Here is a 13210-nt window from a genome sequence, read left to right as displayed (position 1 = left end):
GATCGACGCACTGTTGGCATCCGGTTGGGCCGAATACGGCGCAGCGCCGGTTTCCATGGCATCTCCGCGAGAACGATTGCGCCGGCTGAGTTTTGACTTGCGCGGATTGCCGCCGACGGCCGCGGAAGTGGCGACGTTTGAGCAAGATCCCAGCGAGCAACACTTCGTTGAGTTTCGCGATCGTTGGATGTCACAGCTTGCCTACGCCGAACACCAAGCCGTCCGCTGGCTGGATCTGGTGCGTTGGGCCGACACCTGCGGGTTTGTCAGCGACGAACCGATCGCGTCGGGTGCCTACCGTGCGTGGGTCATCAAAGCGTTCGATCAAAACATGCCATTTGATCAGTTTTCGATCGAACAGTTGGCCGGCGATCTACTTCCCGATCCCAGCGACGACCAACTGATCGCGTCGGGATACAACCGCATCGTCAACACCAATTGCGAAGCCGGTGCGATTGAAAACGAACAGCTGTATAAGCTCAAGGGAGAACATGTTCGAGCCCTGGGCACGGTATGGATGGGGATGACGACCGGCTGCGCAGAATGCCACGACCACAAGTTCGATCCGTTCTCCGCCAAAGACTACTACAGCTTGGCCGCGTTTTTTGATGATCTGGTCGAAGCCGGCGTGTACACGCCCGGCGATCGTCGCGAACCCCTGCACTATGTCCACGATGATGCTGAAGCGGCACGCCGAGATCGACAGCTCGCGAAAAAAATCGACGAGTTGAAGCAGGCCATCGCTGCCAAACCGAGCGACGAGATCTCGGAATGGGAAACCGCCATCCTCAGCAAACTGAAAGATTCTCAATCGCGATCGGATTTCGTCTGGATTCCCGCCCAGCTACCGGCAGCCCGCGTTTTGGAAGGAGAGTTTCTCGCCGCGAACCTGGATGGTCGATTCGCGCGCCAGACCCACAGCGAGCCCGGGCGACTTCACCGGCATCACGCCGCGGAATTGATGACCGGTTACTTGAATCCTGGTGGGCAAAAAACAGACGAGGCGAAAGACGCCTGGTACGTCGACGTTTGGATTGGTGAAGAGGATCGCCCGGACATGATCGGGTTTCAAATTTCCAATGGTGACTACGGCCGGCTGGGGTGGAACACCGCCAACTACGAAACCTACTACTGGGGCGACGACACGTCAGGCCAACTGGCCGAGCGACACACCTGGAGTGATCCCGAGCGTGTTTTGCGGCTCGGTGACCTTCCGCAGCAGTCGGGTTGGGTACGTTTGCGCGTCCCCTTCAGCAAACAAATTCCACCCGTCGGCGGCAAGACCTTCGAACGCTGCGGCATGGCTTGGTTGCACAGCGGTGGCCGGGTGGGCTGGGGTGACAGCGGGTTGGAACTGCGTACGGACAAGGCGACCGCACTCGCGCTGGGCGAAACCGCCATCCGCCGCTGGTGGCAACAACCCATGAACCGGCAGGTCTATCAGAGCCGGGCTGAATTCGTCGCGACGGCGCTCAAGGCCGACGCGAGCAAGCGGAATGAACTGCAGCGAGAAATGGTCATCGATGCGTTTCGTGAGCAAACTCAACACGACCAGATGACGGAGTTGCGACGCTTGGAATCGGAACTCTTTTTGATGCGTGCTCGAGCGATGCCGGTCCTCGTGTCACGGCAGGCACGTCAGCGCAAGACGACGCGGCTGCTCAACCGCGGTGATTATCAAGACGAATCAGGCCCGATCGTTTTGCCGGCGTTTCCAGAATTCTTGAACGCAGCAAAAGTTGCCGAACGTTCCGAACCGTTGACGCGTCTGGATCTGGCACGCTGGCTCTTCTCAGACGCTCACCCGCTGGTCGCACGCGTGGCTGTCAACCGGCTCTGGCACCAATTCTTTGGCCGGGGATTGAGCGAGACGCTGGAAGATTCCGGCACCCAAGGCGATTGGCCGTCCAACCTGGCCTTACTTGACTGGCTGGCGTGCGAGTTTCGCGACAGTGGTTGGGACCGCGATCACATGGTGCGATTGTTGACATCGACCCGGGCCTACCAGCTTAGTTCTATCCCATCGCAGGATCTGCGAGAGCGTGACCCAGGCAATCGTTGGCATGCCAGGCAAAGTCGTTTTCGGTTGAACGCCGAAAGTATCCGCGATTCGGCATTGCACGCCGCGGGGCTCTTGCGCGACACGAAGCAAATTCCTACCGAGAGTTTCTTTCCGTATCAACCGGATCCCTATTGGTCACGTTCGGACAAGGTCATGTATGGAAGTCGTCACATGGTTTGGGAAACCAGTCCCGACGCGGCGCAGTACGATCGCAGCCTCTACACATTCTGGAAGCGTCAGAACATCCATCCGACGATGTTGGCGTTCGATGCGCCGACACGTCAAGAGTGCACGGCGAAGCGGAACATCACCAATACGCCGGGGCAGGCACTGTCGTTGTTGAATGATCCGATTTTTGTCGAAGCGGCACGCGTGCTGGCGATGCGGATCTGCGACGCCTCGGATCGCAGTGATCGAGAACGGATCGAATCGGCGTTCTTGTTGTCGCTGCAACGCCGGCCTTCGGCGGATGAGATCGATGTGCTGGAAAAGCTGTTAGCCAGTCAACGAGCCCACTATCGAACCGCCGTCGATGATGCACAGAGGCTGGTTGCGATCGGTCAAGCCTCGCCTCCTTCGCTCGCCGACGCACCCGAAATCGCGGTATGGACCGCGGTCACGCGTGCGATCCTGAACCTCCACGAATTCCTGAGCCGGTCCTGAACCATGAATCATCCTGCCATTTTGGACGTGACACGCCGCCATTTCTTTGGGCGGTCCGCCAGCGGTATCGCCGCGATGGCGCTCGGGTCAATGCTCGGCGAGTCAACGTCCGCCGCATCCTCGTCGCAGCTTTCGTTTCCGAATCATCCGCCGAAAGCCAAGCGGGTGATTTACCTGTACATGTCCGGCGGGCCGAGTCAGTTCGAAACGTTTGACGACAAACCCATGCTCCGCGAACTCAACGGGAAGGCGATTCCAAAGTCGTTGACCGATGGCGTGAAGCTGGCCTTTCTTCAATACGAGGCGCTCAAATGTTTCGGGACGGACGTCGGATTCAAGCCGTGTGGCAGATCCGGCCAAAGAATTTCCAACCTGTTGCCGCATCTTCAGACGGTCGCCGACGATCTTTGCGTGGTTCGCACCTTGCAAACCGATCAGGTCAATCATGACCCCGCGCACACCTTCATGAACACGGGGTTCAGTATCGCGGGACGACCGAGCATGGGGTCTTGGTTGTCCTACGGTTTGGGCGCCGAGACAGACGATTTACCGAGCTTTGTGGTCATGCGAAGTGGTCCCTTGGGCCAACCCATTCCGACCACGGCGTGGCACAACGGCTTCTTGCCGGGCAAACATCAAGGCGTCGAGTTCTACGGCAGCGAGCAACCGCTGAACTATCTCAAGTCTCCCAGCGGCATCAACGCGACCAGTCAAGCCGAAACGATCCGATCGATCGAATCGCTGAATCGACTCTACCATGATCAGGTCGATGATCCCGAGATCTTGACCCGGATCAATCAGTATGAACTGGCCTTTCAAATGCAGACCAGTGTACCGGAGTTGGCCGAGTTCTCGTCAGAGTCGGCAACCACGCGACAGCTCTACGGCGTCGGTGAAAAACCCGATGGCAGCTTTGGCTCCAATTGTTTGATGGCACGCCGGATGGCCGAGCGGGGCGTCCGCTTCATCCAGCTTTATCATACCGGATGGGATCATCACAGCGGTGTCGTCAAAGGTATCACGGCGCGAACGAAGGAGGTCGATCAAGGATGTGCGGCCTTGCTGAAAGATCTCAAACAACGCGGCATGTTGGAAGACACACTTGTGATTTGGGGCGGCGAATTCGGTCGCACGCCGATGTCACAGGGAGGGAGCGGACGCGATCATCACACCAAAAGCGGCCCGTTGTGGATGGCCGGCGGCGGCGTCAAACCGGGATGCAGCTACGGTGTGACCGATGATTTCGGATTCACCGCAACGGAAGATCCCTTCCACGTCCACGATTTTCACGCGACGGTGTTGCACCTGCTGGGGATCAACCACAAACGGCTGACGTTTCGCTACAAAGGGTTTCACTTTCGGCTGACCAACGTGCACGGCAACGTGGTCGAAAAGGTGTTGGCGTGATGGATTGAGTCACGTCGCATCGGTTGGGCTCAGGCGGAGACGTCGAATTGCTGTTCGTGGGCTGTCGGGCTGTCGGTCAATACCGCTCAATCGACAGGCCGCCAAAAGTTTCGTTCAGAAGGGGGCGGTGCCGAACGCCTTGGCCGCGTCCGCTACGGTTCCACGATTTCGATGGCCGATGCCGGCAGCCAGGCTTCGCGGCCATCGGACAATTGCACTCGCACCCACTCGTCGCGGTCCTCCACCACGGTGACTTCTACGCCGCCGGGCAAGGGTTCGCGAAACGTTGCCGGCGAATGGATGGAATCGGCCGACCGCGCAGTGACTTCGGGAAGAATCACCACCGCGATCCTCTCGGTCGCATCACTTCGATGCATCCAGGATCTTGCGAGCACGCCAATCCAGACGATCAGAAGCACGACGGCCAAATTGCGTGCCACGGTCTTGTCCGTTCGCAAATAAAACGCCGCCAGTGCCATCGCCAGCAAAAATGTGATTGCAGCGATTCCGTTCCACTGACCGGCCTGAATCGTTTGCATCCAATCAAAGAAGGACCCAAATGAAATCGCATCTCCTTCCGGAACGGGAACCCAATCGGGTAGCAACGTCCGGGCGAATTCGAGGTTCTGGCGCGCCCGCCGATGATTGGGTGCGATCGCTAAGGCACGCCGATAGGCCAGGATTGCGGCACCAAGATGTTCCGCTCCCAAGGCCGCGTTTCCCTGGTTGAAATACAGGTCGGCACTCGGCAGCTGATTCGGCGTGCGAGACCGTTGGTCAGCAATCACTTGCGTGAACAGGGTTTCGGCGCGGGAAAAGGATTCCAAACGTCGATCGCGCTGCACCTCGTCCAGGGCCGACCGGTACGCCTGGATCGCCCGCTGCAAGGTGTCCCCGGCCGCGGACGCAGTGTCAATGCCACGTACGTTCATTCCAATCGGAGTGCTTATTGTTAGCGGTAGGGCGCGAGCCCTCCGGTCTGCCAGGATGTTGTCGAGCCGGTACCGGACGGATCGCGCCGTTCCGCTAGCACTTATTGTTAGCGGTAGGGCGCGAACCCTCCGGTCTGGCAGGATGTTGTCGAGTCGGTACCGGACGGCTCGCGCCGTTCCGCTACCACCTTCAGTGCCAAAGTGAGTCGCACCGGGCGCAGTGTCCCCAGCCACAGGCGTTGCCACGCCGCAAAGGACTTGGATCAAGACGAACAGAAGAGCGATCGGCCGCATCATGCAGTGGAGTGGCTTGGTTTCAGGGAGTCGATGGCTGCCAAGGCGCGACCCAACAGGTCCGGCGAAATCCTTGCATCGGCGTCTTCACCGGGCTTGTAAGCGATCGCTTCGCACTCGGCAATGATCGGTTGGATGGCTGAACGGTCCGTCTCGGGAATTTCGAGATGGGCCACCCGGAGTGCTTCGGCGATCTGTTTGGCGGCTTGCTTTTCCGGTAACCGTTCGGCCGCGGCAATGCGTCCCCGTTGGGCCCGCACGACAGCCGACGCTTGCCGAATCGCAGGGTCGACTTGACGCCGCTTTCGATCGACCAGGGCCACGATCAGGCACAGCGATCCCAAAGCGTATCCGGCAACTTGCAATGACGGACGGGCCAGCAGGCTGGTGGATCCCGTCAACAAACGCTGCGGATCACGTTCGATCGCCAAGTCGGCACCGCTGAGCGAAAAACTGCGCGGACCGCTGGAGCGAGCTGATTGGGCGGTTGGATCGTTGGCTACGGTCTCGTTCGATGAGGGAGCGGATTGACTGCTGACGACCGCGTCGGCTCCGACGACCTGTGCCGGCATCACACGCAGCGCGATCGGCTTGGACCGAGTGGTTTGGTAACGTTCTTTTTCGGCGTCAAACCATGAATAAGCGATCGACGGAATTTCGTTGATGCTCTCATCGAGCACGCGGACCGAGACGACAAACTGCTTGCCGTCTTGATCGTCCTGCAGCACGCCAGTCACGTCGCCTTCGGGCAATCGGAAGTGCCCGGGATCCAATCCACCATCGGCGGACAGCGGTGGCAGCGTCGCACCTTCGATGTTCCCATCACCGCGCAGATGCAGCGTCAATCGAATCGGGTCGCCGACTCGAACGACGGTGCGATCGGCGGTGACATCGAGAGAAAACCCGTTCCCGACGGCCCCCGAAAAGCTTTCCGGACGGCCTTGGCTGGGGAACGGTTTGACTTCGAACGTCAACGGTTCGCCTTCGGCGCGAAACAACTCGACTTTCGCCGGACGACGGCGACCGCCGAAGGCTTCTTCCAGTAGCGAACCGCCGATCCCGAAATCACCGAACGGGGATCGCCGACGCTGGTCCCACTGTGTGACCCACTGGATCGTCGCGGTGATCGGGGCGATCTCGTACGTACCCGGCCGGTTCGGGATCAATGTCCGCTGTGCCGAAACGACGGTGAATTCCTTGCCGTCGACGGTTTTGCGTTCCGCCGTGGCTGCCAATGCGATCGTGCCCTCCTCGGTCTCGATCGGCAATCGCGATCCGCCCCGCTCAGGCGTGCGGTCGGGGGCGAATCGGAATTCGTCCAACATCGTCCCATCGATTCGGAGCTGATTGACGTTGTCGGTGTCGCCGGCGAACCACCACTGGATCGTGACGGGAACGCGTTGATCGGGATAAGCGGATTCGGGCAGTTCCAATTGGATCCGCATGTCGTCCGTCGTCGGGACTTCGGCGAAAGACATCGTGATCGCGTCCACGCGCTTTTCGGTATTGCCTTGGGTGATCACGAACGGGCCAATTTCGTAGTCTCCCGGTTGGTTGGCCGTGACGCGAAATTGGATGGTGTGGGTGACCTGTTGAATTCGTCGAATCTGGGTGCCCGACTGAAACATGCGTTGAACGATTCGCGGGCTGATCCCGGCTAAGCGAACCCGCACGTCCGGCGAAGAGGACTCGGCGACGCATTGCGGCTGCGGATCTGCGTCCAGTCCATCGACGGTCAACTGGACAATCACGCTGACGCCGACATAGTGTGGTGGCTCTTCGGTCGCCACCTGGACGTTCACGTCTTGCGCGGCGGCAGATGTCGCCCACCACAGCAGGACCATTGTCGAGGTGAGCAAGGTGCGGAGCAGGACAGTCTGCGCCGCTGCTAGCGTGAGACGGCGGGGGCTCCAAGCTTTGGCGCACGTCGCGATGGCGATAGCGGGCCGCGCCGGAGTGGACATCGCGACGAAGTTTGCTTTCGGTTCGTCGTTGACTTGTAAGTTCATGGGCATCACCAATCCTTTTCCACCGGCATCTGTCCGGCGCGCTGACGCTGGTCCCGCTCACGCCGTCGCTGCGCTTCACGGTCTCGGACGGCTTGCAGAACGCGTGACGGATCCATTTGCGCGTCTTGTTCTTCGTTCTGCTCTTGGGGTTGGTTCTGGTCGGACTGCTGTTGCTGTTGGTCTTGTTGTTGCTGCTGTTGGTTTTGCTGCTGATTGGATTGGTCTTGCTGCGGCGGTTGCAGTTCTCGCAGCGCTTCGATCAACTTTTCGAGTGCCAGGTCCTGCGGCGGTCGCGCCTGGTCGATTTGCGGATCCTCACCGCTGAGTTGTTCCGATGCCTCGTCCATCTGCTGGGTGGATTCCCTGACCAGCCCGGCTGCTTTCTTTGCTTTTTCGGCGTTCTGCTGGATCATTTCTTGTTGCTGGGGATCGACGGGAGCCGCTTGTCCGCCGGGGTCGGCCGGCGGATCTGCCGATGCATCGGCCTGCTGTTCTAACGCGGATGCGATCTGCCCGGCAATCTCGGACAGATCATTTTGTCGTGACGCCAACTCGGCTGCATCGGCGCGCTGGCGTTCGGAGTCCGTTTCTGATTCTGATTGCAGAGCAGCCATTTGCTCGGTTTCGTCGTTGATCCCGGCCTGACGCTGCGCGGTTTCTCGCAGGTGTTCGACGATCGAGAAGAACAGGCGACGAAGATCCTGCAGCGTCTCGATGGCGGCTTCGGCATGGGTTTGGGAGAGTGCGTAGGGTTGCGGCGTTTCGGAGGGCGGGGCCTGTGGGGGACCGGAGGGCTCGCGCCCTTCCGCTAACAGGGGCGGATCTGTGGACGGCGGGGCCTGTGGGGGACCGGAGGGCTTGCGCCCTTCCGCTACCAGGGGCGGATCTGTGGAAGGCGGGGTCTGTGGGGGACCGGAGGGCTTGCGCCCTTCCGCTACCAGGGGCGGCTCTGCGGGCTTGCCGGCGTTCTCGTCTGGTAAATTCGCGACGACGGCGTTCATCTGTTCGCTCGCACGTTCGGCCAGTTGCATCGCAAGGGTGAGTCGTTGCATCTCCTGAGACGGTTCATCGCTTGCTGGATCGGCCGATTCTTGTTCGGCGGATTCGTCTTGCGAGGCTTGAGCTTTGGCGGTCTCGGCGACAATCTCGTCTCGCAACCGTTGCATGCGTCGCAGGTTTTCCGCCTGACGCTCGCTGATGAAGTCGACGAGCTGTTTCGCGGCTTCGGGGGGCAGCGTTTCGGCGGACGGTGATTCAAAAGCTGCTGATTCGGAAGCCGGTGATTCAGCCGTCTCCGGTTGGCCGACCAGTTCCGCCAACGCAGCACCAATTTCCTGTTCACCGGCGTAGGCCAATTCGATCAGGGTTTTCAAGTCCGCAAACTGTTCCCGTGCCCGTTGCAATTCTTTGATCGCATTGACTTGCTGTTCGCTTGCGGCGGCGTAATCGGGGAAGGCAATTTTCTCGTCCGCGGTCTTCAACGCATCGGTGGCCGCATTCAGGTGCGGCATTGCCCGGCTGAGTTTCTCAAAAAACGCTTGTTGCTCGGCGTCGATGTCGGCTGCTGCATCGTCTTGGGATGTGCTGTCCAGGCCGGCCGCCAGCCGGTTGGTCAGCTCTTCGGTGCGGCCGGTCAGATCGGCTTGAGCGTCGGCTAAGAACTCTTGATCGATCCAACGGGGGATCACAGGTGAATCGTCTTGTCCGCCGATCCCTTGGCTTTCCATCGCCTTGAGTGCGGTGTGCTGTGCCGTCTCGGCGATGTCACGCGAGAGTCCGTCCAAGATTTCCAGCGGCTGGCGCAGTTGATCGCGGGCACGTTTCAATTGGTTCAATCCCGTCGCGGCGCGGCGAAACCCGCGTGATGCCTGGCGGCGACGAAGTTGGCTGCGAGATTGACCGATCCGTTGGCTGCCCTGGTTCAGGTAGCTCAACAGGCTGACCAGTTGCGCGATGCGGATGTTTTCTTCCGGTGTTCGTTCGGATTCCGCTTTGGATTCCAATGTTTCCAATTCGCCAGCGGCCTGTTCGACCAGACCTTGCAGGTCCGACAGCGCGACGCGTTGATCGATGGCCAGTCGTTGAAACGAAGTTCGGTACTGATCGGCGATGTTCGGGTCGTCGCTTTCGGCGATCTGTTGGACGAGCCCGCGGAGATTGCTGATGGTCTGGCGTTGTGCGGCGATCAAGGCGTCCAATTGGGTCGTCAGGTCTTGATCGTCCTGTTTCATCAGTTGATCGCGGAGTTGCGTGATTCGCAGTAAAACGACTTCCAGATTGTGACGTGCGTCGTCGGCGTCGCTGCGCAATCGGATCGCGTCTCGGAACCACCCCGCGGCTCGTTGCAGATGTTGGAGCGCCTGTTCGGGTTCTTCTTCAATGACTGCATCGGCGCGGTTGATTTCCACCCAGCCCAGGTTGTATGTCGCCCGAAACCGAACTTCACCGTCGCTACCGGCTTCTCGACGGGCCTGGCTGAGCAAACGTTCGGCTTCATCCAAATCGCCACTCAGCCGATCGAGTCCTCGGTTGTAGCTCTCCCGAGCGTCCATCGGTTCGTCGGCGTCGACGATCGGGACTGCGTCGCCATCGGTCGCCGCGTTGTCTAACGCGTTGTCCGCTGGAGCGATCGCCGGTTCGGATTGATCGGTTTCGGTTTGGTCGGCGACCGCGGTGCCGGGAGACAGCATCGCTGTGATCAGCAGCATCAACGCGACCTTGGCGGCGGCATCGTTCCGCGTTGCTTGCCGCGCTGCTTCCCGCTTTCCGTCCGGCAGACCGTCGGGTTGTGCGATCGCATCGGCGGCGCGGCGGTGGCCCAGGACGACGGCGGCGACCAGCAGGATCAGCCCGGCCAGGATCAGCCACTGGAACGCATCACGCCGGATCGCGCGACCCTCGGTGGACAATTCTCCGCGGACCAGCGGCTGGATGTGGGCGTCGTAGATCGATTTCAGATCCAGGCTTCCCGTTCCCGCGGGGATATAGACGCCTTCGGTTGCCAGGGCGAGTTCGCGAAGTGTTTCTCCGTCCAAACGCGTGACGACGGGACGGTTGTCCGCATCGAGCACCTGCTGTTGCACGCCCGTTCGTGGATCGGTGATGCGAATCTCGCTGCCCGCTTCATCGCCCAGGCCGACGGCGACGATTTTGATTCCGCGTTCGATCGCGTCCTTGGCCACGTCCAACGGGTGCGAATCGTGGTCTTCGCCATCGGTGATCAGAAACACGACGCGCGAGACATCGCTTTCAGAACGGAATCCATCCAAGGCTTTGCGAAGAGGTTCTTCCAATCGCGTGCCGCCGCGACCGACGCTGTTGGGACCGGCACCGTCGAGCACCAATTTGAAAAAGCCGTAGTCCGGTGTCAGCGGGCACAGCACACTCGCCCGTCCGGCAAACCCGATCAATCCGACTTGATCCCCATCCAAGAACGTCAGCAAGTCGGTGATGTCGGCTTTGGCGCGTTCCAGTCGGTTCGGCGCGACGTCTTCGGCCAGCATCGACTTGCTGACGTCCAGGCAAAACATGATCTGCGCACCGACGCGTGGCGCTTTGACGTAGGTCAATCCGTATTGCGGTCGCATCAATGCTAGGACAAAACAAACCGATGCGAGTCCCAACAGCAATGTCGTCATCGAGCGACGCATCAACGACGAACGTGAGACCAGTCGCGGTTGCATGACAGGCGACAGGAATCGCGCCAGCGCATCACCACGTCGCTGCTCCAGGTAGAGCAGCGTGATGACGGTTGCCAAGACGACCCACAGGGCCGCTGACCAACCTGGCGTTGCGAATCGAAAATCCGACATCTTACGGAAGTGTCCTGAACAAACTGGCTTTGGAAGTTGCCGCGACGCCGACCATCAACAGACCGGCGAGCAAGAAGGATCGGTAGTGTTCGTCGTATTGCAAGTAGCGAAACTCGGTCACCTTGGTTCGCTCCAATGCGTCGATCTCCGTGTACACTTCACCGAGCGATTCGCGGTCGGTCGCGCGGAAATAGCGACCGCCCGTGGTCTCGGCAATCATTTTTAACGTGTCTTCATCCAGATCGACATCGAAAAGCCGTAATTCGGTCCGACCGGTGAAGGGATCCTGGACGGGAAACGGCGCCCGCCCCTGGGTTCCCGCACCGATGCAATAGACTTTCACGTCGCTCGCCGCAGCGACCTCCGCCGCCTGTTTTGGATCGACGACCCCGGCGTTGTGAGCCCCGTCGGTCAGCATGATCACCACTTTCGACTTGGCGTCGCTCCGCCGCAGCCGCTCGACCGCCAACGCCAACCCGTCTCCGATCGCCGTGCCGTCTTCTTCACGCGTCGAAACGATTTCCAGATCATTGACCATCGTCGTCAGATTGCCGTGGTCCAACGTCAGCGGACAGAGGCTGTCGGCGTAGCCCGCAAAAGCGATCAATCCGATCGTGTCATCGGGACGCCCTTCTCCGGCCGACTCGCCTTCGCCCAAGACAAAACCGCGAACGACATCCTTGACCACGCTCAACCGATCGACGCTGTAATCGTCTTGGACCAAGTCGCGGGCTTGCATCGATCCCGAGCGGTCCAGCACCATCATGATCGCGATGCCTTCGCGGCTGACCTTCGTTTCCGCGTCAGGCGTCCGCGGTCCCGCCAACGCCACGGATATCAGTAACACCGCCAACGCCATCAGCAGCGCGGGCAGTCCCGCCAATCTCGCCCGCAGCGATCGTGGTGCGGCCTCGACGATCGCGACCGAGGAGTAACGGATCCGCGACGGGTTGTGGCGGGCCAGCCAAAACACGAAGGGGGCCAGCAGTGCGAGCAGCAGAAACGCGGGGTCACGCAGTTCGATCTCACCCATGAGCCGCCTCCTCGATCTGGCGTTTCGGCCCTGCACCTTCCGGCGGCGTGTCGTCCTCGGAGTCCGACTCGGCAGACTCGTCGCTGATCATTGGGGCGTTTTCGCGTGTGTCTTCCAGGAAACGCTGGACGTTGCCGATCGCTCGTTCGATCTCGTCGCCCGACGGTTGGGCGCGGGCAAACTTCACCAAGTCGGCTTGGCGAAGAAACTCGCGCAACAGGCTTTGGTGGTCGGCCGAGAAATCCGGTGACTGTCCGATCGACGCGAGGAATTCTTCGGTCGTCAACTCGGGCGCGCGCATTTCGAATCGGTCTTCGATGTACTTGCGAATGATGTAGGACAACCCGACATAGAACTCATCGATTTGTGGTCCCGTCGATCGTGGTTCCCGCAACAGCTTTTCGAGTCGCGCCGTTGCGACGTCGTAGGCCGATCGCCGGCGCTTGCGTCGCCGTGCCGCCGCGATGGCTCGCCAGACAAACGGTAGCGACACCAGCACAAGTACCAAAATCGCAACGAAGAGCGGCCATCGTGATGGCGCCGGTGGTTGGATTGGGGCCAACCGCTCCATCGGCGGCTTCAGATCAACCGCCGCGTCATCAGGCAACACCGATGCGACCTCGAACGGAATGCGATCGGTCAGGACTTCGTAGGCGTCCAAGCCCTCGGGGGCCTGTTGCTGGCCGGGGCGGCGGTCGACGTATTCGATCAAGATCGGCGGAATCACGTGCCGGCCCGAGGAGGGCGGATCGAGCCGGTAGGTTTGTTTGGCAACCGTTCGCCCCGCATCATCGATCGTTTCGCGAGGCGCAAAATCGACGATCGAAAAACGATCCAACGCGTCACCGAAATCAGGCATCAAGACTTCGACGTCCTTTTCAGCCGTCACTTGGATTGAAAGCGTGAGAGTGTCCCCGATCACCGGCTCTTTCGGTTCCAGCGTCACCTCGATGGACACCGGTCCCGATTGCCGCTGCTGCTGAATCGATTCGGCAGCG

At 60.3% G+C, this 13210-nt stretch carries 7 protein-coding genes; 2 read left to right on the top strand and 5 right to left on the bottom strand.

Translation table 11 applies throughout. The features are described 5' to 3' along the window. On the top strand, positions 1-2725 hold a 2725-nt coding region (locus ABX749_RS06140; RefSeq protein ID WP_372895200.1), incomplete at its 5' end, for a DUF1549 and DUF1553 domain-containing protein. A 3-nt stretch (positions 2726-2728) separates the two neighbouring features. Further along, entirely contained in the window at positions 2729-4132 is a 1404-nt protein-coding gene (locus ABX749_RS06135) for a DUF1501 domain-containing protein (protein WP_372895199.1), read from the top strand. A gap of 152 nt (positions 4133-4284) precedes the next feature. Here ABX749_RS06135 and ABX749_RS06130 read toward each other — a convergent pair whose 3' ends face one another. From ABX749_RS06130 to ABX749_RS06110, 5 genes are all read right to left on the bottom strand, one after another. Continuing rightward, positions 4285-5064: a hypothetical protein gene (locus ABX749_RS06130; protein ID WP_372895198.1), complete on the bottom strand. Its 780-nt coding sequence runs from the start codon at positions 5062-5064 to the stop codon at positions 4285-4287. A 293-nt stretch (positions 5065-5357) separates the two neighbouring features. Continuing rightward, entirely contained in the window at positions 5358-7373 is a 2016-nt protein-coding gene (locus tag ABX749_RS06125) for a hypothetical protein (protein ID WP_372895197.1), read from the bottom strand. Then, positions 7373-11179 (bottom strand): VWA domain-containing protein, encoded by a 3807-nt coding sequence (locus ABX749_RS06120; protein ID WP_372895196.1) that lies wholly within the window; start codon positions 11177-11179, stop codon positions 7373-7375. The genes ABX749_RS06125 and ABX749_RS06120 overlap by 1 nt, the downstream gene beginning before the upstream one ends. A 1-nt stretch (position 11180) precedes the next feature. After that, positions 11181-12212 (bottom strand): VWA domain-containing protein, encoded by a 1032-nt coding sequence (locus tag ABX749_RS06115; protein WP_372895195.1) that lies wholly within the window; start codon positions 12210-12212, stop codon positions 11181-11183. Next, a partial coding sequence (locus ABX749_RS06110; RefSeq protein ID WP_372895194.1) for a DUF4381 family protein occupies positions 12205-13210 on the bottom strand: 1006 nt, incomplete at its 5' end. The genes ABX749_RS06110 and ABX749_RS06115, both read right to left, overlap by 8 nt.

The organism is Stieleria sp. (assembly GCF_041595215.1).
GTDB classification, from domain to species: Bacteria; Planctomycetota; Planctomycetia; order Pirellulales; family Pirellulaceae; genus Stieleria; species Stieleria magnilauensis.
This window is presented reverse-complemented; position numbering and strand designations above follow the sequence as displayed.